Genomic DNA, 26,582 nt, shown 5'->3' on the forward strand with positions numbered 1-26,582 from the left:
TCGCTTTTTTTATTGGTTGAGCTTAATTAACGCTGTATTGAAATGCCTACGCCATTCTTTGAGTTGGCTTCCAACGTGCTAACTCTGGGTCAAGCTTGATACCTTGAGAGGTCAGCAGGTTAACACGTGCTAAGTAAGCCGCACCGTGCATCAAGTGCTTAGCAAGGTCGACCGCATTACGCTGTTGGTAATCATCTAGGTAGCTGTCTTTTGCCCATGCGTTGAATGCGCCAAGTGCAGGGCCTGCCCATACTTGGTAATCCATTTCACGACCTTGTTCGCCGGTGTTTGACCAGCGGCTAGAAAGACCCAAGTACCAACGGAAGATCAACGCCATTTTACGTTTCGGGTTGCCTTCAGCACGTTCGATCTGTTTCGGGTCGCGTTCGTTAAAGTGAGCCACAGTGCCAGCCCAAATATCATCCAGTGTTGAACGGAATACTTGCTTCTCTAACTTCAGACGCTCTTCTACTGGAATCGCTTCAATTGAGTCGTAACGTGTGTATAGCTCATACAGTTTGTTTGCACGCATTGGGAACAAGGTGCCGCGTTTAACCACTTGCAGTTTCACGCCCATTTCGAACATGTCTGCCGCTGGAGCCATCGTCACGTCAGCCATTTCAGTTGTCGAAAGCAGCTTACGTGTGTGTTCGCTCGCGCCAGCCTCAACACACGCTTGGTTGATTGAACCAGTAACAATGTAAGCAGCGCCCATGTTAAACGTCGCTAGCGCAGCGTCAGGCGTGCCTACGCCACCACCACAGCCAACACGCAGTGGTGTTTTGAACTGGTACTGTGCTTGGATTTTTTCTTTCAGCGCTAGAATCGTTGGCAGCAGTGTTACTAGCGGACGGTTATCGGTGTGACCACCAGAGTCAGCTTCTGCAGTAATGTCATCAGCCATAGGAACTAGTTGTGCCAGTTCCATCTGTTCTGCTGTGATTCGACCTTCATCAACTAGAGCTTGCAGCATTTTCGCAGGAGCAGGCTGCATAAACTTGCTCGCAACTTCAGTACGGCTTACTTTGGCAATTACCTTGTTGCCGATCTGAATCTCACCTTGTGCATCGCGGCTAAGACCCGCAGCACGGTAGTGAACGATTTGCGGTGTTAAGCCCAAGAATGCAGAAGCTTCAACTGTTTTCACTTTGTGCTTCAAAAACAGCTCTACACTGCCGCGCTCTAGAGCGGGTTCGCTTGGGCTGTGAATCAGATTAAACGCGTAAGGGCCGTTTGGCAGTGCTGCTTGAATACGGTTGATCGCTTGCTCAACGCGAGACGGGATTAAGCCCGCCGCGCCAAATGAACAAAGAATGCCAGCTTGGCCAAGCGCAATCACCAACTCTTCAGATGAAATGCCGTTTGCCATTGCGCCTGCATAGTAAGCGTATTTCACGCCATGACAGCGACGAAAATCTTCGTCGCCCAAGCTTTGTGTACCGAGTGCAGGAGCAAAAGCGCTAACAGGCTGGCTGTTCGCTGCACTTGCTGAGTCGCCCGATGCAATCTCAGATTTTTGGCTTACGCCTAAACCTTTTTCTGGGTGGTTCACGACGTAACAAGCAAGGCTTAAGTCTTTCAATATTGTCGACATTGCTGCGTTATCAAAGCGAGTTGTGCTCTCTTCGATCTGCCAAGGCCACGGAGATAGCTTTTCGTTATTGATTGTAGTTTGAGTTGTCATACTAAATTCTTTCCTAGTTCTCTGTCAGGCTTATGCTTCTTCGATACAAATCGCGATGTCTTTCACTTCGTAAATACGCAGACCATCTTTGCTTAGGTTTGCGTCGCCAACGATGATGCGTTTGCCGTCTTCGTCTTTGATTGCAGTGATGTGTACATCCAGTGACATCTGTTTGTTCAGAGGGTTAATCTGACCACGGTATTTCCATTTCACTTCAGATTGGATTTGACCAAATTTCGGATTGCGGAAGCCAGCGCCAAGGTCTTTGTTTAGCGCGTAGGTTTGCATCAGTTCGATGATCGCTTCGACACCTAGAGAACCTGGCATTACAGGATCTTGATGGAAGTGGAATTGGAAGAACCAATCACTTGGGTCAATCGTACGCTCAGCGTATAGGTAACCAAGACCGTCTTTACCACCATCGCTAGTGATCTGCACGGTATCGATAAAGTTCAAACGACCGCCGGCCAATTTGTAGTGCTCTTGTACTTCACCAGTAGACGAGACAGGTGCATTGAAGTAACGCGTCGTTTTGTCTAGCAGGTTGATGTTTACATCCGGCGTGCGCTTGTTATCAACGTGCCAAGGATGAGTCACCTTACCGTTGTCCAAACCCAGTTGGTCTTTCAGTGCTGCGCCTTTGAAGTAACCAAATACCGCTGTACCTTCGTAGAATGGCACGCCGTCAGTGCTCAGTTCGAAGCTAAAGCTCTGTACGATGTTTGTACCCATCATTACGGTTGAAAGCAGGCGAGAATCGTTGGTGATCGTTTTGCCACGCAAGTCGACGTTACGCAGCATTTTGCCGCTGCCGTCTAGGTTACGGAAAAACAGTTCTTCACCTGGGAAGCCTAGTGTGGTGCCCATGTAGCCAGAGATGAAGCCGTTTGGCTGCAGTGAAATCTCCATCAACACCGAGTAAGGCATCAAGGTATGGTGGCTGTTTTCATCAAAGTACCATGCATTTTCTGGCACTTCGTATTCAGCGATACACGATGAAGGTTTCTTGAAGTCGCCACGCTTGCCGTCGATCTCAACGACACGAGTGGTTAACTGCAAGTCGCCACACGGAGTACGTGGTGGAATCATCCCACGGTAGATAGAGAAATCAGGGCCGAAACATTTTTCGATGTCGCCAGTCGCGAATTCGAACATGTGGTATGGCGTGAATGGAACCGTATCGGGTGTGCGGTTCGGGTAATCAGGCGTTACCGGAGCTTCAACATGTTGAAGAGGAATCACGCCTTTATTTGGCGCTGTTTCTAGGTCTTCAATTTGCGCCATGAGTGGTGCATTCGCTGAAGCCTGTTGGTTCACTGCTGGTGTATGGCCCAAGCTTTTATGGTCCAAGCTTTCGATAACAGGGGTCGCGACAGCTGTTTCTAAAGAAGGCAGATAACGAGTACATTCGTCGTCTTCTTTGATCATCACACCCAAGTTTTGGAAATCAACAATCACTTTGCCGTTCAGCAAGATATCGATGTTAGCTTTCGCGTATGGGCGAGGGCTTAGACCAATCTCGGTCACTTCCATGCGGTAAGTCAGTTCTGCCGATTGTGGTAGCACCTGCCCACGGCAGCGTACTTGTTGAGGGGCATTTTCAAGCGGTTGGAAACGCCCATTTTGAACAAGCGTGTGCATGCCAAGGTGCATCATGAAGAACTGCAGCAGTTGACCACAACCTTCTGCCATCAAAGAACCAGCCATTACTGAGTCATCTTTGAAGTGACAAGGGAAGTACCAGTGCTCAGGCTCTAGCTGCTTGTGACCTTCAATCAGACCAAGTCCCCATGTGCCGCCTTGCGGTTCAACACGGCTAACTTTTTCGATCATCATGAACTTCTCTGAGCTGAAGCATAGTGAAGGCTGGTGGCGATTAGATTGGTGAGTTGGGCCAAAACACTCTGCGATGTTGGCAGTCAGTAGGTGGCGCAGTTCTTGGTGGTTAAACTGCGTTTTAGGGCAGTGCAACATAGGGTCGAAACGTTGCTTAGTGGTAAGTTTACGAGCCTTGATTTCATCTTCAGTGTGAATCACGCCCTTGCCATCGGCTAGCTCTTCATCAGTGAAGAAGCCCGCACAGCCGTTATCCATTTTCAGGATCATCTTGTCGCCAACGAAACATTCGTACGAGAAGAAGAACAGTAGCGTGTCGCCATTGCGAGCAAAGCTGTTGATTGAGATGTCGTAACGCAGCGTATCGCCACCACGAGGCAAGTCGCCAAGGAAGGTCAGTGTACAATCAAGCAGGCGATAAACACGCTTGCCTTTGTTTTCGAAATCAATGCCTAAGTAGCTGATCAGCATTAGGTCACACTGACCAGATTCTACCGCTACAGCCCAAGGGATTTGACCATCAACAAGATACGGCGCATCAACTGGGATGTCGTACTCTGTGGTCATGGTGCTTGGCTTGTATTCGTTCACTGTCGCGTTGAGCTTGGTTACACGAGATACCAATAGGTAGTCTGTGGTTGGTAGGCGAACGCGGCGCGAGTAGCTATCGATGATCGCGTAGTCAGGGCCAAATACATTGGCGATGTCGCCTTCAGCGTATTCAACCAGATCATCGTAATCCCAGATACATGGTTTACGGATAGGTTTTACTGGTGCTAGTGTCGCAAGTGCGTTTACTGGCGCTGACTGAACCTGAGCTGGTTGAGCTTGCACAGGCTGAGTTGATGTTTCGGCTGAGCTATCTAAACCAGACGTAATTGCGTTTAACTGTGCTTTTAATAGCGCATCAGCCATCTGCATGCCTTGGGCACGAGTGTGCAGGAATGCTTTGTGTACCTGTTGAGCTGCTTGCTGATTTTGAGCAAAAGCTTGGTTGTGTGGTGTTACAGACGGCTGTGATGCTGCATCCGTATTAGCGTCGATATTTGATACGCCATTTTTAGCGGATAGGACATGAGTCATATTGCTGTGGTTACCTGTTAGCTGACTGTGGCGAGTTGGCGCCAGAGTAGGGGATACTGATGTAGGAGTTTCGATGACTGGCTCTACCGCGTTCTGCGCTAATGCCTTCTTCTCTAACTCTTTTTGCGCAAGGGCTGCTTTGATGTTTGCTGTCGTTGGAATCGACGCTACTCTTGCTGCTTGTTTGCCAGAAGCTTTCTGCTGAATCGTTGCCAAGTTAGTCACTGGGGTTTGGGCAATATGTTGATAGATATCGCGACCACCAAGAGTCACTTGCTTAACCAATTGACGTTTAGCATCGCTCGCCAGTTCATTGCTTAAACGAACGGAAAGTGACTGAGATTCAACACTCGACTGGCTTAGTAGCAGCTGTGAACATTGTCCTTCGCTGATGTTGGCAACAATCGCGCTCTTAGAGCTGATATTTGGATTCAGAGACTCAAGGTTCAGGTTGAGGAGACCGTGTAGCAGGCTTGCCATGCCAGAAGCTGCAGAGCAGTGACCAACACGTTGGCTCGCTTGAGTGGTCTTGGTAACTTCCAAGTTGAGAGATACAAGCTCGTGTGACAAAGACTCAGGTGCATGGTTAAGCTCAAGCAGAGAAACATCGTTTGAGCTCATACCGACTTGAGTCAGTAACTCATCAACAACGGCGTTGTTACGCTCGCTTGAGCCAAAGGCCAAGGCGTTAATGCTGCCGTAAGCTGTGTCTTGGTTGCTCGCTACTCGACCTTCTTCCACAAGAACAATTGCACCTGCGCCTTCGCCCACATTCCAACTGCCGTCTTGCGGTTGTCCGAATTTTGGATCAAGCGACACTGGGCTCACGCTGTTCTTCAGAATCACATGTTCCGCACTGCCGCTTAGGTCGACGGCTGCAATCACGACTGCATCCATGGATTCTTGCGACATCAGGTTTTGCGCGACATCGACACAACGAGCAACTGACTGTTCAGCGGCTGAAATCGTAAAGGCAGGGCCATTAAAGTCCCATAATGAAGAGATGCGCGAAGCCATTATATTGCCGATGAAACTGGTGTATTGGTTCAGTTTGGCTGCGTCCATCACACTGTCCATCGCGATGGTTTCTAGCGATTGGTATTCGTCTTGTGTTAGCTCAATACCCATGTTGGCAAAGCTGTCAGCCAATTGGCTATGCAGGTTTACGCGTCCACGGAATTGGTGCATCTCAAGCTCAGTTTCCATCGCTACCAGTACTGCAACCTTTTGGCCTGCCACAAGCTTGGCATCTTTGATCGCTTCGTCTGCAACTTTCATCAGTAGCAACTGCTGAGAGATCAAACGGTCATCTTCATTCGGCGGTACTTTGAAGCGTAGGAAATCGAGGTCGAATTGATCGATGTAAGCCCCGTTTGGAATGCCGTGTAAACCAAACTGATTCAGCAGTTCTGGATGTTGGTCTAAACCTTTCCAGCGCTTCTTAGGCAAAGCAATGAAAGCATCGTTGTTGGTTTCAATCGCAGTGCTCAGCGCGTTGATGCTTTGCAGAGAACCGAAGTGAGACGCTAGGCCAGTAATGCTTAAATTAGACGGCTGTAGGCTTGGAGATGCCGACTCTAGAGTCTGGTTTACATGACTCTTATCTGAGTACGCTTCAAGCAGTAAGTGTGCGTTACAACCACCGAAACCAAATACAGAAACACCCGAACAGCGCTCTGAGTTGCCCGCTTTACTTGGCCAAGGTTGAACTTGCGTTGGTAGCGTCTGTGAGCCAAATAAACCTTCTGGCGACGATAGCGGCTTGTCCAAATTAATACTTGGCGGAAGCACGCCTTCTTTCATCGCAAAGATCATCTTCATGATCCCCGGCATACCCGCCGCAGTCAGCAAGTGACCGAGGTTGGACTTCGCAGAGCCAATTAATGGCGGGTTAGAACCATTCAATTTGTCAGCAAAGAAACGCTCCATTGAGGTTAACTCAACCTTGTCACCTAATGGTGTGCCGGTTGCGTGACACTCAATCACTTCGATGCTGTCTGGGGTTAGGTTTGATGCCTCGTAAGCGCGTTCAAAGGCTTGTACTTGTCCTTTGCTATTTGGGCTTAATACGAACTGGCCACGGCCATCGTTCGACAAGCCAATACCGCTAACGACTGCGTAGATGTTGTCGCCATCTCGCTCTGCATCAGCTAAGCGTTTTAGGACTAAAACACCGGCACCTTCGCCAGCAAATAGACCTTTACTATTGCTATCAAACGGAACCGAAACACCGTGGTCAGGGTAAGCGTGGAAGATGGAGAAACCCATGTTGATAAAGAATGGGTCAGCACCGGATACCGCGCCTGCCAACATCATGTCGGCTTTGCCCGTGTTCAAGTAATCACACGCTAACTTCAATGAATACACTGAGCTTGCACATGCCGCATCTAGGCTAAGTTGCACGTTGCCTAAACCTAGCGCATCAGCCACTAACTTCGAGGCGTTGTGTGCTGCAGCACCATTGATCGGATTAAGGTCTTGCGCGGTTTCATTGGTTGGTAGCAGTGAAAACTGGTCATTAGCCAATTTAGCTTGTAGTGCCTTTTCGACGACCGAGTGATACATCGGCAGAAACAGGTCGTTCGAGCGTGTGGTTGGGAACGAAAGGGCACCCATGATCACGCCTGTACGCTCTAAAACATCGGCATTTAAATCAATGCCGGCGTCAACTAACGCCTTACGACTGGTATCCAAAGCCCATAGGAAACTTTGGTCAACACCGTTGAATGATTCTGCTGTCAAGCGGTAGCCATTGCTGTCGAAATTGAAGTTTTCGATGTAGCCGCCTTTATCACAGTAAAAGCGGTCTGACTCACCTTGCACGCCCTGATAGCTTTCAGGTTCAGCACCTAATTTTTCAGCGCTTAATGTGGTTCGAGAATCTTTTTTATCCAGCAAGTTTTGCCAAAAGTCTTTTGGCGTATCAGCTTCTGGGTATTGGTTAGCAATACCGACAATCGCGATCTTATTGCACTTCACTTGCTGCTTATTCTGAGCCTGATATTTATATTGAGATGGTTTCGATTGAGAACTCATACTAGCTCTCCTTGATGATTCACTGCGCTGCCTTGAGACACACCACTTAATTGCTTAGCTGCGGTGATCTGTTGTTCTAGCCCTTGGATAAGAGGCTCGACAGACAATGGGATTTGATGAGTAATGAGCTGACCAATGCATTTGATGAGCGTGACAACATCGTCACCGCCTTTGGCATTGGAAGCGATTGTGCAGTATTGGTCTGCTACGTTGTCGCTACGATTGATCTTGTCGATCAATGTGCTGGTTTGACGATCGGCACCTACTTCGACAAACAGACGAGCACCTTGCTGACGCACACTCTGGATCAACGCGGTGAAATCCAGCGTCGAACAGAAAGTATCGGCAATTGAAAGGGCGATGCTGTCGCTGTCGATATTGATTGGTGCGCCCGTCGTTAGACCTGCTGCGCTGATAAAGCGGATATGCTTTGGCAATTCGTCGAACAGTGGTTGCGTGTAAAACTTACGCACTTGGCTATGTTGGCTCAATGCTGGTGTGGTGTGCATTGCGGTAACACGATTCGCGGCAATGCCACGTTTACCCAGTTTTTTGAGCAATGCACGACATGTGCTTTCACAACCTGCCAGTACGCAAGTGTCACCTTGGATGATAGCGAGATAAGCGCGTGGAAACTCTGGTAACAGAGCCTCAATCGCTTGCGCATCACTGCGAACCACAAAGCTGTTCCATTGGATGCTTTCGTCGCCGTTCAGCTGCCAATCTTGACGCACTGCAGTGAGTTCGCCAGAAATTGCCGTGGTGAAAATAGGGCTAGTTTGAGTCATCTCAATCAGCGCATGTGGGTTTTTCCAAACATTTAAGCTGGCCCACATGGAAGCCTCACCCTTGGAGTAACCCAAAGCGAAATCTGGCTGCACTTTGAATTCATCACATAGCAGTTGTGTTAACAGGTAACTACTGCCTACACCGGCAATTGCCAATTCACTAAGCGACATTTCTTGCGAATCTTCAGCGTAGGTTTTCTCTGCCTGCAGCATCTCTTTCAAGTTACCCTCACGTTCTAAACGAGCAAATAACTGTGGGAAATGGTGGTGAAAATCGCGCAACATACCGGGATAAACCGTGCCAACACCAGGGTAAACAAATGCAACGCCACCTTTGCTTTGAGGCTTTGGTGAGAAACAACTGCCTGCTGGAGTCTTGTATTGGCTATTGTCAGCCATTATTTTTGGCAACGCATTTTCTAGCGCTGTGATCTCTTGCAGTGCAGCATCGATTGAAGCCGCCTGAATCACGATATTCGCACCACAGTCAGCATTGTGTTGAGCGCTTTGGAAATGACTTAGGTTTGAATACATCAAGCTGGCGATAGCAAGTTCTCTGTCTGCCGAATCACTAACGCATTTAAGCTCAGCTCTTAGTGAGGCCAACTGAGAAACCAATTCAGTTTGCTCGCAGCCAGAAACCACAAACATCAAACTCTCGCTGGATAGCAATGGCTTTGGCTCGTGCAAACCGGTCGCTTGAGTCAATATCAGGCTGGTGGCTTTTGGGCTATCGTCACTGAAAGTTAACGCAGCAACACGTGCTTTGTTTGGCTCAGTGAACCAGTAATGGTTAGGTAATGAATGGCTCGGTAATGAACGGCTCGATATCGCATTAACTATATTCAACAATTCATCAAACTGCTGCGAAGCCGATAAGTCAGAGTGTTGCTGTTGATGACTTAAATCTGAAGCGGGGCGGCGTGCAATATCCAGAGCTAGCTGAATGCTATTTCCGGTAGCTGTATCTACAAAGCTCGCCAAATTCGCGTGTGGGTGAATCTTATTCTGAGCAGCATTCAGCGCACTTAACATCAACAATGATGGTGAGTGAGAATCTAAACAAAGTTTAATAACACTACCTTGAATGACAGCCTCAATCGCTTGAGCAAGTGCTTGATTAAAATTGCCATCGACCACAACAGTAACCATCTCTGGAAGCGAAGGTGATAAGTCGGCAGAAAGCTCAGCCGCGTTTGCTGGCTGAGCTAAAAGAGCGATGCGCAATGGCATCGCTTTATTAGTAGGAACAGTCACTATGACAATTGCTCCTTTTCTGCGTTTTTAGTCGCCTCTTTCTTTGATACTGCTGAGCTAGACTTTGGCAAAAATGCATCGTTTAAACTCTTGCTGATGGTGACTTTGGCACCTTTCATTACCGCACTTAAACGACCATCTTGGTGGTAAAGTGAGATATCAGCTTGCAGCGAACGAGCCGTGCTTTTTATCACGCTCAGCTCTAGCCAACCTTGGTCACCATTGTGCATCGGTGCGTAACAAATAAACTCACCGATTGCAGACGGTAGGCTTGCCGCGCCGTACTTCAATCGAGCCCATACCAGCATTGCTTGCAACAGATAATCTTCAGCAAATGGTTGGCTATCGCCAAAGCCTTGCTTAGGAATAAATGATCCGCAGTCGCTGTTTTCAATCTGAGGCAACTGGCACTGAGCCAATAAGCCTAAGTCGTCAAAGCGCTCAACTGAGGTAATACCTTGCAATCTTGGTCCATGAAACAGAGTGCCGTCACTGTATAGAGCTTGTGCCGTTGTTACAGGTGCTGAAGTGCTGGCTTCAAAGCGTTTTGTCGACGCTTGTTGAACATCTTCAGACATTTGCACAGAGGCAACTTGCAACTGAGCTTGATACTGTGGTCGTCCTTGGCAGCTGATTACTGCTTTTAGCTGATCTTTTGATTTAGCATCAGAGGAAAGAACCAGTTTCAGCTCTTTCACTTCATCAGTATCAAAAATCACACCTTTCAGCAGTTTGTAGTTGTGAACGCTAACGTTCACCCCTAACAGTTGCTCTGCGACTTCACGCATCCATTGGATGGCACACACTGTCGGTAACACTGGGTTACCGGCAATGCAGTGATCTTGAATGAAAGGCAATGCCTTTGGATCAAGATGACGTGTCACAGTAATGCTTGTATTCAGCGGACTCTCTGCAAGGTGCACAGACTCCGCATTAAGCTTTTTTACAGCAGCTTCCTTGTTGTCAGAACCTTGCATGCTCGTACCAACCAGCAGTTGAATGCCAGTTTCGTTCAGTAGTTGAGAACTAAATAGCTCTGCACCCGCCTGAAGAGGAATTACGTACACACCGCGCTCTGTAAACATACGTTTCAGTGCTGCGTTGACCATGCCACCGTCCCACGGTCCCCAGTTGAAGCTCATCACTTTCGCTTGAGGGTTACGAGCAGACAGCTGTAGAGCCGCTTTGTTCAGGATCTCGTTGGACATTGAGTAATCGCTTTGGCCTGTGTTTCCGTAGAAACCCGCCGCCGAAGAGAACATCGCAATCAGTTTTAGCTTGCTGCAATCAAGACCACCAAGAACCGCTTCTAGTCCGCCCACTTTGGTGCCGTAAACCATGTTCAGTTCATCAAGCGTTTTGTCTTGAATATGCTTGTCAGCCAGTACACCTGCACCGTGGATAAGACCTGTGATGCCTTCGAAGTTTGCCAGTGTTTTTGCTACTGACTCATGGTTCGATACATCTAGGCTTAGGTATTCAGCGCTCGCGCCGATCTCATTGAAAGCGGCAAGTGCTGCGTTGATTTCAAGGCTGCTCAATACAGGTTTTAGCAAGGCATCTACTTTCTTCGGCGTTGGTTTGTCACCTGTTGCTTGTAGGTGAGCGATAGCCGCTGGTTTTAGCTCTTTCTCTTGCTTACCTTGTGCCCACTGAGGTAGATCAACTGAAGTAATATGCTTACTACGACCTGCAAGAACGAAATGAGATTTACATTGCTTAGCAAGCGTCAGTGCACATTCAAACGTCACGCCTTTAGCGCCACCAGTTACGAGAACTTTGTCGCTCTTGGTGAGTTGAGCGCCTGTGTTTTTAGTTTGTGCAGCGCCTGGTGTTGTCGCAATCAGTGTTGCACGACCAGATTCACCGTTTTCCGTATGGCTAAGGCCGATTTCAACCGTGTTGGTATCGATATCGAACAGTTCACCTGTGATAGCTTCAGCTAGGTGACGAGCATCAATAGAAGCGTCAGCATCCAATGCACGGCAGAATACGTTTGACCATTCATGGCTCAGTGTCTTAGTTAGACCAGATAGAGCCGCTTGGTTAAGTTCTGCATTCGCTAATTGCTTAGTATCTAGGTAACCAAAGCCACCATCGATACGGCTTAGTGTGAAGAACACGCTACGACCAGAAACGGCATTCAGTTGGCCATTTAGGTGCTTGGCGAATAAGAACGCTGTCGTCAGTGAAGCTCTTGAGTCTGCATTCAAGTTAACCGCTTGCTCGTTGCTTTGTTTAGCATCAACGATAGCTTGTAGGTGAATGAAGCCAGCAATCACTTTGTTCGACGTTTTAAGGTCTGCTTCGATGTCGTTAATAACTGCAGTCACACCAGCATCATCGACGCTGTTGAGTGTGTAGCTTGCGATTTCACTGTTTAAAGGTGACGCGGCAGAAAGAGCACTACGCACTACAGCAACTTGAATGCCGTTAGCGGTCAACTTTTCTGCTAGAACACCGGCGTTGTGACCATCATCTGTGATCACGACACAAGCGTCTTTTGAGAAACAATCGACGAGTTTATCTGCCGCTGGTAGCTTTTTTAGCGCTACCTCATTGTGTGGAGGAAGTTCCGCTGTCGCTGTTTCTGCGATAGGCGTTACTGATTCAGCTTTAGCAGTCGCTACAGGTGCAGCAACGGATAGCTTGCTTTGCATGTAGGTAACGATTTCACCAAGAGTACGACACTCAGCTAAGTCTTCAGGGTTTAGCTCTGGCAGCGTTGGTAGCTGGTCTTGAACCGTACCCAAGATCTCAACGCGTTTAATCGAATCGATACCAAGGTCAGCTTCCATGTCCATCGCTAGGTCGAGCATTTCTGCTGGGTAGCCTGTTTTGTCGGCAACCACTTCCATCATAGTTGATTGAACGTGAGCAGGGTTTAGGTCGTTGCTCGTGCTTTCTACAGCGGCTTCTGGAGCAGGAGCTACTGTCGCTGCTTCCGAATTCGGAGCTAGCTTGCTGTTCATGTAGTCTACAATTTCACCCAGAGTACGACACTCAGCTAGGTCTTCAGGGTTTAGCTCTGGCAAGGTTGGTAGTTGGTCTTGAACCGTACCAAGGATCTCAACACGTTTGATTGAGTCGATGCCAAGGTCAGCTTCCATGTCCATTGCTAGGTCGAGCATTTCTGTTGGGTAGCCCGTTTTATCCGCTACTACGCTCAACATTGTGCTTTGAACTTGTTCTGCGTTTAAACCGTTTGATACTGCTGGCGCAGATGCTTGAGCTGCTACTGGAGCAGAAGCTGGAAGCTTGCTGTTCATGTAGGCTACGATTTCGCCTAGAGTGCGACATTCAGCTAAGTCTTCAGGGTTTAGTTCTGGAAGAGTCGGTAGTTCATCTTGAACCGTACCAAGAATCTCAACACGCTTGATTGAATCGATACCAAGGTCAGCTTCCATATCCATTGCTAGGTCTAGCATTTCAGTCGGGTAGCCCGTTTTCTCTGCTACTACTTCTAACATGGTTTTTTGAACGACAGCCGCATCTAGTCCGTTGTTAGATGTTGCCGGAGTAACTGCTGGTGCTAGTGAAGGCACAGGAGCAGAAGCTGGAAGTTTGCTGTTCATGCTTTTAGTATTCATGTAAGCAACGATTTCGCCAAGAGTACGACACTCAGCTAAGTCTTCAGGGTTTAGCTCTGGAAGAGTAGGCAGTTCATCTTGAACCGTACCAAGAATCTCAACACGTTTGATTGAGTCGATGCCAAGGTCTGCTTCCATATCCATTTCTAGATCAAGCATTTCCGTTGGGTAACCTGTCTTCTCAGCAACCACTTCAAGCATGGTTTGTTGAACGACTTTTGCATCAAGACCGTTAGCTGCTTGAACAGGAGCGGTTACGCTTGGCTGTGCTGCCACAGGCGCTGATGCTGGCATCTTGCTGTTCATGTAGGTAACGATTTCACCAAGAGTGCGACACTCAGCTAAATCTTCAGGGTTCAGCTCAGGTAGGTTTGGCATCTCGTCTTGAACGGTACCAAGGATCTCTACGCGCTTGATTGAGTCGATACCAAGATCTGCTTCCATGTCCATTTCTAGATCAAGCATCTCCGTTGGGTAACCCGTTTTCTCAGCGACCACTTCCAGCATCACTTTTTCAGCATCTGCTGATTGTACTGCTACTGGTGCCGCCACAGGAGCCGGTTGTGCTTTAACTGGCACAGGTTGAGCTGCAACAGGCGCTGCCGCTTGAGCCGCTACTTGTGGGGCAGGAACGGCTTTCTGTACCGGAGCTTGTTGAGCTGTTGTATTTTGAACTGGCGCCGCTTGTACAGGAGCAGCTTGCACTTGAACTACAGGCTGTTGAACGATAGCTGCTGAAGTAGTTGGAGTAGCTTGAATCGCTGGCTGAGCATTTACAGAAGCAACGAAGGTTGGTTGTACTGTTTCGACAGAACCTTGTGTCAATATGTTAAGTGCTGAGTTGTTGCTGTGCGCTTGCATCTCTAGGTAATGAGCGTGCGCTTTTAGCGTTTCAGCTTGGTGCTGGTGGAACATCTCCATAGAACGCTGTAGATTCTCAGGAATTGCTACGCCTGCTGTTGCCATTTTCGCTTGCTCAGACATTAGGGTATTGAACGTGTCACCGTATTGCTGAGGAATCGCCAAGAATTTCTGATGTACTTCTGCTGCTTGTTGTTGAGCATTGAAGAACGACTGCAGTGAAGATTCATCAACCGTTACTTGAGCTGCTGGCTGAATAGTCGCTGGTGCAGCTTGCGCCACTTGAGGTTGCTGAGCTACTTGTGCACTTGGCGCTGCTGCAACTGACTGTTGTACATTTGAAGCTTGAGGAGCAGCCACAGGTACTTCAACGATTTCTGTTTTAATCACTTCTTTTTCCACGATTTTCTCGACTTCAACTTTCACTTCAACAATCTCAGTCTTTTCGGTGACGTTGCCCGAAGCCAATGATTGATCCATTTTCTTACGAGTAGCAGGGCTGATGTAGTTGGTTGCATTCAGCTTGATGTTCATTGGTGATGCCTTTGCAGGTTCAGCAATGTCAGCTTGGTAAGGGTCAATGTTGTCTAATGAAACACCTGTCACGCACAGTTGAACCGCAGCTAAACGAAGCTGTTGGTCACTGTCTCCTTTAGGGCTTGGGTTGATGCTGATTGCGTAAAGTTCTTCGTTTTTATCAGCCAGTGTTTTCTCAACCAGCTTTTGAAGAATGTTTTTCGGACCGAACTCAACGAATACGCGCGCGCCTGCTTCATACATCGCTTCAATTTGCTCGCTGAAACGAACCGATTGCAGCATGTGTTGTTTGAATGCTTTCTTAATCGCTTTAGCGTCTTTGCTGTGCAGTTTGCCCGTTGCGTTTGAGTAAAGCGGCAGCGTTGGAGCGCTAAATGAAGCTTTATCAATTGCAGCTGCAAATGGCTTTTGAGCATGAGCAACAAGCGGGGTGTGGAAAGCACCAGATACTGGCAGAGCAATTGCTTTGAAGCCTTGCTCAGTTAGCGCTTGGGCTGCCTGCTGAACGGTTGCTGTTGGACCAGCAATAACCAATTGAGTCGGAGCGTTGTAGTTGGCAATGCTCACGCCTTCGAATTGGCTGATGCAGCTTTCAACGGCTGGAAGTTTGTCTGCGTCTAGAATGACCGCAAACATAGTACCGCTGTCGCCTTGTTCAGGTGTCGCCGCCATCGCATCGCCACGAGCGAAAGCTAGTTGGTAGTAATCGTCTTGCGAGATAACACCCGAAGCACATAGTGCGCTTAGTTCACCAAAGCTGTGGCCTGCAACCATGTCTGCTTTGAAGCCAGCTTGAGTCATGATGTCGAACTGACCCATAGACACAGTACCAATTGCACTTTGCGCATTGGCCGTGTTGGTTAACACCGCTTCTTGAGCTTTGGTTGCTTCTGGTGTGAAGGTTGGAATGGGGAATAGAATTTGGGACAGAGCCGTCTTCTTGTGCTGACCAAATACTTGGTCCGCTTGAGCAAGCTGTTGGCGCATCTCTGGGTAATGACAAGCAAGCTCGCGACCCATGTTGAGATATTGCGAACCTTGACCTGCAAATAGCGCTGCTACTTTACTAGTGCCGTTTTCAGCAATCAGTGCTGACTCACGGTAGCTAGTACCGTTTGGCATCTGCCAATGTGCTTTGGTTTGGCTCTCAAGCATAGGAATCGCTTGAGTCAGTTGCGCTTGAAGGTCTGCTTGGTCAGTTACAACTAAACCAAGACGAGCATGCTTAGCGTCAACTTCGCGTAGAGCGTGTTGCTCAGCAAGCGCTTCCAGTTTGAACGCTGCATCTGCAGTTTGAGTTGAAACCTGTTTAAGTTCATTGATCAGTGCTTGACGAGATTCTGCGCTGAATAACAGAGTTTGCGGCACTTGGCGTTGACGGTATTTGTCACCGCGAGTGTGCTCTGGTGTGTACTCTTCCAATACCACGTGGAAGTTAGTGCCACCAAAACCGAATGAGCTGATACCTGCACGGCGTGGTGTGCCGTCGACACGTTTCATCCAAGGGCGCGTTTGTGTGTTTAGGTAGAACGGCGAGTTTTCGATATCCAGTTTAGGATTCGGAGCCGATACGTTAATCGTTGGCGGCAGTACTTTGTGGTGCAGTGCTAAGGCAGCTTTGATTAAACCTGCAGTACCCGCGGTTGATTTAGTGTGACCAATTTGAGATTTCACAGAGCCTAACGCAATGTGTTGCTTCTCTTTATTGTTCTCACTGAATACCGAGTTTAAGCCACCAAATTCAGCAACATCGCCTGCTGCAGTACCTGTGCCGTGCGCTTCTAGTAGGCCAAGCGTGTGCGGTGCGAAACCTGCATCATCATAAGCACGTTTGAGTGCTTTTGCTTGTCCTTCAGGGCGAGGCGCGTAAATACTCTTGAACTTACCATCCGAAGAAGAACCGACACCTTTAATCACTGAGTAGATTCTGTCGCCGTCACGTTCAGCATCTTCAAGGCGCTTAAGAGCAACCATGCCGATGCCTTCACCAATCATCATGCCTTTTGAATCGATGTCGAAAGGTTGAATGGTTTCGTTTGTAGTGAATGCTGGGGTTTTAGAGAAGCTCATGTACATGGTTGGTGAGTTATCAGTACACACACCACCAGTGATCATCATTTCACTGCGGCCTTCAACCAGCTCGCTCAGTGCCATGCGCATTGCGGCTAGAGAACCTGCACACGCAGCATCTACTACACAGTTGATGCCACCAAGGTCAAAGCGGTTAGCAATACGACCTGAAATTACGTTACCTAATGAACCAGGGAATGAGTTCTCTTCCCAGTGGATGTATTGGTCTTGGAATTTTTTGATCAGCATTTCGCTGTCTTCGTCGTTGATGCCACTGCTCTTGAAGACTTTTTTCAAAACAGGGTATTGAAGACGAGCATTCAAGCTTTGAGCGATCTTCTGACCACCGCCTACACCGAGTGTAATACCGATCTTATCGCGATCGTAACCTTCAGGAAGTTTCGCATCTTCAAGTACTTCTTTTGCCACGATCAGAGATAGCAGCTGTGACGTATCAGTCAGTTCTAGGATATTTGGCGGAAGGCCGAATTCCATAGGGTTGAAGTCAACTTCTGGGATGAAGCCACCGCGCTTACAGTAAGATTTGTCTGGCGTAGTACGATCTGAATCGTAGTAATCTTCTGGGCGCCAGTGTGTATCAGGCACTTCGGTAATTGCATCGATCTTTTCGCTGATCAAATCCCAGAATTTGTTTAGGTAGCGAGAGTTCGCAAACATGCTTGCCATACCAACGATAGCAATAGGCATGTCTTTAAGACGTTTATTAAGTCGAGTGTCGTCGACTGATTCCGGTGTATTTTTTTCGGGTTGGCTCATTATGAGTCTCCACTTGAAATCACTGAGGGCGATGTCGTGTTTTGAGGCTGCGCTTTTAATTGAATCGAAAATAAATCTGAAACAGATTTGGGCAAACGCAGCTGAAGAGTAAGGCTGCCGAAAGTTGGCCACCTGACTGAAATAGGGGGTGCGAAGTTCATTGACTTGCAGACGTTGAGAACGTGTTTAATGCGTGAAGGGGGTATTCGAATGTGAGGTTAATGTCCATTTAAATCCTGTCCAAAGTACTGCTTTATGCAAAGCAGGTATCCGCAATAAAAACGTGTGAATTTGTTTAATGGTTGAGCAGGCTACCCGAGGTGAGTGGCCGATACAATGCTCCCAGAGGCCACTATGATCTGTTCAGACCAGATGATTTTACTGAACTTTTATTTTTTGTATTTTTAATGCAATTAACTTATTGATAATTAATGGATATGAGTGGTTTTTTAGTGTTTATGCTCTATTTTTTTACTTGGTGAGATCTATGTCATATTTTTGTAAGTAACATTTAATAGATGCCTGTTCCGTAAGGCTAAGTGTGATCTGTGTTTTAATTTGTTATTATTTGAAAAATTAGTTTTAAGTCCGCATATGAAGGGTGTTTCCTGCCCAAATTCTCTATGTTTCTCTCAAAATATAGGTGAGTTAAATTTGTTCGTTTTGATGTTTTATTGATGGCTTTATGAATAGTGATTTTTAAGAAGTGAGTGCTCAAAAGATGGAAACACCAGTCGTTGATTTGTGGCTTTGTTCTCTAAGCAATTTGGATGAAGGTACTGATCATGTGTCGTGCCTTAAACAGAAACTGACCGACGATGAAGTCGCTAAGGTTGAGCGTTATCGAATGCCTTCATCTCAGATCCAAGCGCTCTATGTTCGTAACTACTTACGAGAGGTTCTGTCGATCTACTCTGATTTGACGGCTGAAGAGTGGCGATTTGAGTATGGTGAAAAAGGCAAACCAAGCTTGATTGCAGAGCAGCAACACAAAACCGGACTGAATTTCAATATTAGCCACAGTCAAGATCATTTACTGATTGCTGTCTGCCGAACGAAAGGGCAACCACTACAGCTTGGGGTGGATATAGAACATGCAAGAAGCTCGACCAACATCGCGGCGATCATGAAGCATTACTTTTCGGAATTTGAGATTAACGATTTACTCGAGCTGGATGAGGTATCTCAAAGAGAACGTTTTTTTGATTTGTGGGCACTGAAAGAGTCGTACATCAAAGCGACAGGTAAGGGGTTGGCCACATCATTGAAAAGTTTTTCGTTCGATTTTTCCAATCTAACTCAACAAACGCTGCCAGTTCATTCGTCGGGTTTACGACCAGAGTTACATGGAGGAATCATTGTCCATAACGGTGTAGGGTTGGATGCTGCTGAAAATGACAATACTTCAACAGATTGGCAATGCAGTTTAGGAAGGCTGGATAACCAGTTTCGATTTGCCGTGACGCTTGGTGGTGCAACGCTTCCTATGCAATTAGAGATTAAGTGCTTCCCCAAATCGAAGCTACTTGGCTGAGTTTACGTTCGTTACACTAGAACCTTTAGCTTCTAATCTTGAACACGGCTCGCTCTCAGCCATTCGTAATATTGGCTAACTCGTTTCGCCAAGCATCGCTTTTAATACTTCTGCGGGTACAGGCTGAAGTTGTTTGTCTTTATCTAGGCAAACCATCTCGATATCACCAATCACGGCAGGTTTGGTTGCATCTTTACGCCATACCTCTTGTCGCCATAAGGTTTTGTATTTGCCATCGAGCTCAAAAGAGGTTCGGATATCGCAGATCTCTGCGAACTCAACGCCGTCTTGAAAGGTCATATTGGCTTTATACACCGCAAACCCCAGTCCATGTTCATTCCACAACTCTGCCAGTTTATCGCTGCCCAACACATGCTCGCGCGCACGCTCAAAGTATTTAAGAAAGTTAGGGTGATAAACCACACCTGAGTGATCGGTATCTTCGTAGTAAATCTGTACTGGGTGATGGTAGATCTGACTCATGGGTAGCAACTCTTGGTAAGTAGTGGATCAGTAAATCTGACTAAGTTGTGCAGCACTCTACAGGATAGGTTGAAATTACTTCAAGGCATCATCGTGAAAGGGGCTTTTGGTCAGACCTCATTTATCACTGATGCTTTGGTCAACTCCCACCCATTTACAAATATTCTATGTGTCATTTTCCACCCATTAATTTTTGTAGCGAGTTAGCGACAACTGCAGGCAGATCTGATGAAGCCTTGCGGTTAAAGGCTTGTTAATGAATTGTGTCAATATGGCGCACTAATTGCATTAGTGAAAGCACGCAGTTCCCATTGAAGGGCTGCTTTGTTTACTAAGGAGAATAATAATGTTTAAGCCTCTTACCCTGCTGTCTGTATCTGCTCTGGCGCTCACAAGTTTTAATGCTGCTGCAAACTGTGACCCTGGTGAAATCGTGATTAAATTCAGTCATGTAACCAATACCGATAAGCACCCGAAAGGCATCGCCGCTTCTTTACTGGAAGAGCGAGTAAACACAGAAATGAATGGAAAAGCTTGTATGCAAGTTTTCCCTAACTCAACACTTTACGATGATAATAAGGTACTGGAAGCCCTGTTAAATGGTGATGTTCAAATGGCGGCGCCATCGCTGTCAAAATTTGAGAAGTTCACTAAGAAATACCGCATTTTTGACCTTCCTTTCCTATTTGAAGACGTAGAAGCCGTTGACCGTTTCCAAAACTCAGAATCTGGTGAAAAGCTGAAGAACGCGATGAAGCGTCGTGGCCTGCAAGGTCTTGCGTTTTGGCACAATGGCATGAAACAGATGTCGGCGAACAAACCTCTTATCAGCCCTGAAGATGCAAAAGGTTTGAAATTCCGTGTTCAAGCATCGGATGTATTGGTGGCTCAGTTTGAACAACTAGGCGCTAACCCACAGAAGATGTCTTTCAAAGAAGTGTACGGTGGCTTGCAAACTAAAGTTATCGATGGTCAAGAGAACACATGGTCAAACATCTACGGTAAGAAGTTCTTTGAAGTACAAGACGGCGTGACCGAAACTAATCACGGTATCTTGGATTACCTAGTTGTAACGTCAAACGACTTCTGGAAAGACCTACCTGAAGATGTACGCACACAGCTTGGCACTATCGTTCAAGAAGTGTCTGAGACGCGTAACGCAGAATCTTCAAAAGTTAACCTAGCGAACAAAAACAACATCATCGAAGCGGGTGGTGAGGTTCGTACACTTACGCCTGAACAGCGTGAAGCATGGGTAGCTGCACTTCAACCAGTATGGAAGAAGTTTGAAAAAGACATCGGTTCAGACCTTATCGATGCAGCGTTAGCTTCAAACCAATAACACCGCTAAGGGAGTGGCGAGTATTCGTCACTCCTTATTAAAACAATTATAAGCGGAGTCAATTATGGAAAAGCCTCAAATGGAACAACCAAATTCTAGCGAATCAGCACTGGAAACCTCTCTTTTTTCCAAAGTCGGAAGAGTTACGGATGTGATTGAAGAGTCACTAATCGCATTTTTCCTTGGCGCAATGACGCTACTTACTTTTGCCAACGTGGTATTTCGATACGCATTCAATGACAACATCTTATGGGCACTGGAACTGACCGTGTTCATGTTTGCTTGGATGGTGTTAGTGGGCGCATCTTATGGCGTTAAAAAACACTTCCACATTGGTGTTGATGTGATCATCAACCTTGCCCCAGAAAAGCTACGCAAAGTGTATGCGCTCATCGCCGTGACAAGCTGCCTAGCATTTTCAATCTTACTTCTTATCGGTTCTTGGAATTATTGGTACCCATTCGCGACCGATCGCGCATGGTACGAGACCGACGATATTCCAATGCCAGAGATGCTTCAGTTTCTTGCTGACTGGCTGAATGAAGGCGAGCGATACGAGAAACTGCCACGTTTTATTCCTTATATGGCGCTGCCGATTGGTATGGCAATGCTAACGTTCCGTTTTGCTCAAGTTGCTTACCAAGTCGTAACAGGCAAGCTTGACCGCATGATTGCAGGACACGAAGCCGAAGAAGAGCTGGATGCGTTGAAAGCAGACGTGCTAGCGGGCTCTGACGAAGATGCGACAGCGGTATTGAATTCGACTCCGCAGAACAAAGCGAATGAGTCGAGTACAAAATCTAACGGTAAGGAAGACTAATCATGGCAATGTTATTTCTATTTTTAATGGTAATTGCTTTCATGTTGGTCGGTGTACCAATTGCGATTTCCCTAGGTTTATCGAGCGTAATATTCTTATTGATGCACTCAGATGCGTCATTAGCTTCAGTCGCACAAACGCTGTTTAATGCTTTTGCAGGTCACTATACACTCTTAGCGATTCCTTTCTTTATCTTGGCCTCTAGCTTTATGTCTACTGGTGGCGTGGCGAAACGTATTATCCGTTTTGCTATCGCGATGGTGGGTTGGTTCCGCGGCGGCTTGGCGATGGCGTCGGTTGTGGCATGTATGATGTTCGCAGCCCTTTCTGGTTCATCTCCTGCAACGGTAGTGGCGATCGGTAGTATCGTTATCGCAGGTATGATCAAAAACGGCTACTCAAAAGAGTTCGCGGCAGGGGTTATCTGTAACGCAGGTACGTTGGGGATCTTGATTCCACCGTCCATCGTGATGGTGGTATACGCGGCGGCGACCGATGTATCGGTAGGTCGTATGTTCTTAGGTGGCGTTATTCCTGGTTTGCTGGCGGGTGTGATGTTGATGATTGCTATCTACATCGCAGCACGTATTAAGAAGATTCCGGCACAGCCATTTGTGGGCTGGGGCGAGATGTTCGCAGCTGCGAAAGATGCGAGCTGGGGCTTGCTGCTGATAGTCATCATTCTAGGTGGTATCTACGGCGGCATCTTTACTCCGACAGAAGCGGCGGCAGTGGCTGCGGTGTATGCCTTCTTCATTGCCAACTTTATCTATAAAGATATGGGGCCTTTCGCTGACAAGAACAATACAAAGCCTGCTTTGGTTAAGGTGTTCCAAACGTTTTTCCATAAAGACACCAAAGACACACTTTACGATGCAGGCAAGCTGACGATCATGCTGCTGTTTATCATTGCCAATGCTCTGATTCTTAAGCATGTACTGACCGAAGAACGCATTCCTCAAATGATCACTGAGTCTATGCTATCTGCGGGCTTGGGTCCGATCACCTTTTTGATTGTAGTAAACGTTTTACTCTTGATTGGTGGGCAGTTCATGGAGCCATCAGGCTTGCTGATCATCGTTGCTCCTTTGGTATTCCCAATTGCAATTGCGCTCGGTATCGACCCAATTCACCTAGGTATCATGATGGTGGTGAACATGGAGATAGGGATGATAACGCCGCCTGTCGGGCTCAATTTGTTTGTGACCGCAGGTGTCGCGAAGATGTCGATGATGAACGTGGTAAAAGCCGCATTGCCGTGGGTTGGGGTGATGTTCTTATTCCTGATTATCGTCACTTACGTACCTTGGGTATCAACATGGTTACCAACCACCTTGATGGGACCAGAGATCATAACCAAGTAGCTATTTGAGTCATTCACTGACATGGAATTTAATCCATAAAAAATGAGGAGGTCGCTAGACCTCCTCATCTATATTTCTGCCACGATTTGAATGAGGCTTTATCTGCTCATACAAAGCGCGTTTTGCCTCTAATTCTGGCGTGTGTAGATCGACATGATTGTCAGCATAAAAAATACCATCTATCTCGAAAGTATCGGTAATCGATGGCACTTTTGTTTTCTCACCCATAACCACTCCCTTATTATATTTGTTGCATAACATCCTGTTGTCGAAATAAGTATAGGTGATCTTGCTCCCAAATCTAATTTAGTTTGGTTCTACCTTATAAGATTCTTTCGTTAGCTGGTGCTTTTGCATCTTATCGTAGAGGGTTTTCCTCGGTAATTGCAGCCTCTCCATGGTCTCTTTTATACTGCCATTGCATTCAATAAGTGCCTGCTTCAACGTGTTTTTTTCAAAGTCAGATACCAATTCTGCCAAAGACAGTTCTTGAGTAGTTTCAGTGGCGCTGTCTGATAAGTGAGAAAGCTTACCTAAAAGTACAAAACGCTCTGCAGTATTACGTAATTCTCGAACATTTCCCGGCCAATCATGAGCCAAAAGTGCGTGCAGCTCCTTTTGTGGAAGGGCAGGGGCAGTCTTGCCATAACGCGCCGCAGCGACCAGTAAGAAGTGGTGGAAGAGTGCTGGGATATCTTCTTGTCGGCTTCTTAACGGCGGTAAATCTAAGGTCACAACATTGAGTCGATAATAGAGATCTTGGCGGAAAGAGCCTTCTTCAGCGGCTTTCTTTAGGTCGACTTTGGTTGCTGCTATCACTCGAATATCTAGTGGCACTAAACCGTTTGAACCAACTCGCTCAATAACGCGTTCTTGTAAGACGCGCAACAGGCGAATTTGTGCCTGCATTGGCATGGACTCAATTTCATCTAAGAATAGAGTTCCGCCCTGAGCAAATTCAAATTTACCGACACGTTTGCTTTCTGCGCCAGTGAATGCCCCTTTCTCATGGCCATACAGTTCACTCTCAATCAGATTTTCAGGTACTGCGCCGCAGTTGACTGCGACGAAGTTTTGTTCTCGCCTGCTGCTTTGTTCATGCAGAGAACGTGCAACTAATTCTTTGCCGGTACCTGTCTCGCCAAATAGCAATATGTCGGCATTGGTATCGGCAACGTGAGTGATGATAGACCGCAGATCCGTCATTGATTGCGTGTCACCAATGATCCTTGGGCCAAGTGCTTGGCTGGCTTTGAGTGAACGTTTTAACTCAAGGTTCTCTAGTGTGAGCTGACGTTTTTCTATCGCTCGCTTAGTGGTTTCGATTAGGCGTTCATTAGCGAAAGGTTTTTCAATGAAGTCATAGGCGCCGTATTGGATGGCTTGAACGGCCATTGAAATATCGCCGTGACCAGTAATCATGATCACGGGGATCTCTTTGTCTTTGTGCATCACGGTGTTGAGCAGATCATGCCCGGATAGACCTGGTAGACAGATATCAGTGATGATCACGTGAGGTAAGCCGTTTTCTTGAATCGCGAGCAGAGCAGACTCCGCATCGGGAAAGAATTCGGCATCAATGTCGGCGAGCTCGAAGCTCTGTTCAATCGCCATTCTTAGATCGGATTCATCATCAATGAAATAGACGTGACACATAGTGATTCCTTTACTTCTTTGTATTCTGGTTATTGCTGAGTTTTTGTTTGCTGTTCATGTCCAACAAGGGGCAACTCTATGCTGATTCGAGCACCGCCTTGAGGGCTACTACCGGTAACGAGCTTGCCATTTATTCCGTTGATTATTTGTTGAGAAATCGATAGCCCAAGTCCAAGTCCGTTTTTCTTGGTGGTATGGAAGGGTTCAAAAAAGTTTCCGCTAGAAGGGGAGGTGAAGCCGGGGCCGTTATCATCGACATGAATTAGCAAGGTATTGGCTTGTTGATGGTCGGACTCTCTAATCTCTAACAGAATAGCTAATTGTTTGTCATCTTGTTGTTCCACCGCCTGAATCGCGTTGGTCAGCAGGTTAATGATCACCTGTTCCAGTTGAATGGCGTTGGCGAGCACGCAAGCATCAAAGGTCTCAGGGAGTTCGTTGACCTTAACTCGCTCGCTCTTGAGTTGTGGCTTCATCAGCTCTTTCGATGAATGTAAAACTGGGAGTATTTGTAAGGTGTGTAGCTCTTCCGCAGTAGATTTTTTGGCGAACGAGCGAAGCTGGTGGCTGATTTTCGCCATACGATCAGTGAGTGCCGAGATTCGCGATAGATTGTCATCGACACGATCGGTTTTTTCTTTGGCAAGAAACAATCGGCCGTTGTCGGCATAACTGCGAATCGCGGCAAGCGGGTTATTCAGTTCGTGACTGATGCTCGCTGACATCTGCCCTAGCACTGCTAGTTTGGCGGCTTGGATGAGCTCGTCTTGGGTTTGCCTCAGAACATGCTCGGTTTCGATACGGTGTTTGATCTCAACATGTAACTCCGATGTACGTTCAAGCACTTGAAATTCGAGTTTTTGCTTGGCTTCGGATTGCAGCCTGTCTATCTGTGCTCGTCTTTGTTGTCTATGGTGGTTGAGCTGCATTGTTAGATAAATAATCGCAAAGATTAGGCTCAAAACAACAAGGTAAGCAACCAAGTCCCACCAAACTAAGTGGGTTGGAGAAAATACCCGTATGGTGAGTCTTGGTTCGGCTAGGAAACGCGAAGAACTAAAGAACTGCTCTTGGACGAGTTTGTGTGGCGACTCAATACGACTGGTGGCACTGTCTAAATCGCCGGAGAAGTGCAGGCTTTCTATTTTTGTATCGAGATACTGCCTGCTTTCTTGAATTCGAGTGTGTTGTACTTCGCTTAGCGGCTGAAGGCTTTTGAACAGCCACTCAGGGTTACTCGACATAAATACAATTTGATCTTTATCGTCAGCAACAAAAAAACTCTGTTTGCCTTTCCAACTTGCTTCAATCAGCGATAAATCCATCTTTACGACAATGACGCCAATAATCTCGGCGGCATAGGAGACGGGGTAAGAATAATAATAGCCTCGCTTTCCAGAGGTTGAACCTAGCGCAAAATATTGATTTTCATTGCCAATAATCGCTTCTTGAAAGTAGGGGCGGAAAGCAAAGTTACGACGAATAAAAGAACGCGGTTGATTCCAGTTACTGGCTGCAATGGTGGTGCCGATACTGTCTAGTAGGTAGGTGTCGGATGCTTGAATCACCGAGTTTACGTGCTCTAGATAACGATTAGTGAGTTCGATTTGCGCAGAGTTACTTGGAGAGTGCAGGGCATCGACCAGCTCTTTGTCTTTTGAAAGCAGCTCGGGAATGTGCGCGAACTTATCCAATTGGCTTGAAATATGAACAGAAAAGCGGTCCAGCTTAGATTGATGATCATTTAACAAACTTTCATGGCTCGTGCTCCACACCCAATGACCGCCAAACACCATCAGTAAACTGTATGTGACCATTAACAGTATTGGGATTTTAAAAGCTTGAAACATGAAGGCTCTCCGCT

General features: G+C 47.0%; 12 protein-coding genes. 4 read left to right on the top strand and 8 right to left on the bottom strand.

Annotated elements, in window-relative coordinates:
• Positions 1-46 precede the first annotated feature (46 nt).
• Genes pfaD through AB6D93_RS10590 form a run of 4 tightly spaced genes read right to left on the bottom strand, consistent with a single transcriptional unit; the run spans position 47 to position 17,519 of the window.
• Complete coding sequence (pfaD, locus tag AB6D93_RS10575) at positions 47-1,684, bottom strand: eicosapentaenoate synthase subunit PfaD (protein ID WP_102332819.1); 1,638 nt, start codon at positions 1,682-1,684, stop codon at positions 47-49.
• 30 nt (positions 1,685-1,714) lie between these two features.
• Complete coding sequence (locus AB6D93_RS10580; RefSeq protein WP_102332818.1) at positions 1,715-7,639, bottom strand: beta-ketoacyl synthase N-terminal-like domain-containing protein; 5,925 nt, start codon at positions 7,637-7,639, stop codon at positions 1,715-1,717.
• The gene (locus tag AB6D93_RS10585; protein WP_102332817.1) at positions 7,636-9,684 is read right to left on the bottom strand and encodes a PfaB family protein; all 2,049 of its coding nucleotides are present in this window, start codon (positions 9,682-9,684) and stop codon (positions 7,636-7,638) included. The genes AB6D93_RS10580 and AB6D93_RS10585 overlap by 4 nt, the downstream gene beginning before the upstream one ends.
• Positions 9,684-17,519, bottom strand: coding sequence for a type I polyketide synthase (locus tag AB6D93_RS10590; protein ID WP_102332816.1), 7,836 nt, complete (start codon positions 17,517-17,519; stop codon positions 9,684-9,686). Before AB6D93_RS10590 ends, AB6D93_RS10585 begins: the two co-directional genes overlap by 1 nt.
• 721 nt (positions 17,520-18,240) lie before the next feature.
• On the opposite strand from AB6D93_RS10590, the gene AB6D93_RS10595 reads away from it, so the two are divergent.
• Positions 18,241-19,053, top strand: coding sequence for a 4'-phosphopantetheinyl transferase superfamily protein (locus tag AB6D93_RS10595; protein WP_017060627.1), 813 nt, complete (start codon positions 18,241-18,243; stop codon positions 19,051-19,053).
• Positions 19,054-19,128: 75 nt separating this feature from the next.
• On the opposite strand, the gene AB6D93_RS10600 is transcribed toward AB6D93_RS10595, so the two are convergent.
• A complete protein-coding gene (locus AB6D93_RS10600) occupies positions 19,129-19,536 on the bottom strand; it encodes a thioesterase family protein (protein ID WP_004736070.1) in 408 nt (135 codons plus the stop codon).
• 346 nt (positions 19,537-19,882) lie between these two features.
• Between AB6D93_RS10600 and AB6D93_RS10605 the strand changes: the two genes are divergently transcribed.
• The 3 genes from AB6D93_RS10605 to AB6D93_RS10615 all read left to right on the top strand — a co-directional run bounded on the left by AB6D93_RS10605 (position 19,883) and on the right by AB6D93_RS10615 (position 23,062).
• Positions 19,883-20,878, top strand: coding sequence for a TRAP transporter substrate-binding protein (locus tag AB6D93_RS10605; RefSeq protein ID WP_016788636.1), 996 nt, complete (start codon positions 19,883-19,885; stop codon positions 20,876-20,878).
• Positions 20,879-20,942: 64 nt separating this feature from the next.
• On the top strand, positions 20,943-21,698 hold the full coding sequence (locus AB6D93_RS10610; protein WP_048607896.1) for a TRAP transporter small permease: 756 nt from the start codon (positions 20,943-20,945) through the stop codon (positions 21,696-21,698).
• A 2-nt stretch (positions 21,699-21,700) separates the two neighbouring features.
• Complete coding sequence (locus tag AB6D93_RS10615; protein WP_017060625.1) at positions 21,701-23,062, top strand: TRAP transporter large permease; 1,362 nt, start codon at positions 21,701-21,703, stop codon at positions 23,060-23,062.
• A 54-nt stretch (positions 23,063-23,116) separates the two neighbouring features.
• Here the strand turns inward: AB6D93_RS10615 and AB6D93_RS10620 are convergent, their stop codons facing one another.
• The 3 genes from AB6D93_RS10620 to AB6D93_RS10630 form a co-directional block, all read right to left on the bottom strand.
• On the bottom strand, positions 23,117-23,290 hold the full coding sequence (locus AB6D93_RS10620) for a hypothetical protein (RefSeq protein WP_017060624.1): 174 nt from the start codon (positions 23,288-23,290) through the stop codon (positions 23,117-23,119).
• A 78-nt stretch (positions 23,291-23,368) separates the two neighbouring features.
• Complete coding sequence (locus AB6D93_RS10625; RefSeq protein WP_102332814.1) at positions 23,369-24,718, bottom strand: sigma-54 dependent transcriptional regulator; 1,350 nt, start codon at positions 24,716-24,718, stop codon at positions 23,369-23,371.
• 29 nt (positions 24,719-24,747) lie between these two features.
• Entirely contained in the window at positions 24,748-26,568 is a 1,821-nt protein-coding gene (locus AB6D93_RS10630; protein WP_017060622.1) for an ATP-binding protein, read from the bottom strand.
• Between the last annotated feature and the right edge of the window lie 14 nt (positions 26,569-26,582).

The sequence above is a fragment of the Vibrio sp. 10N.247.310.23 genome, assembly GCF_041467155.1.
GTDB lineage: Bacteria > Pseudomonadota > Gammaproteobacteria > Enterobacterales > Vibrionaceae > Vibrio > Vibrio crassostreae_C.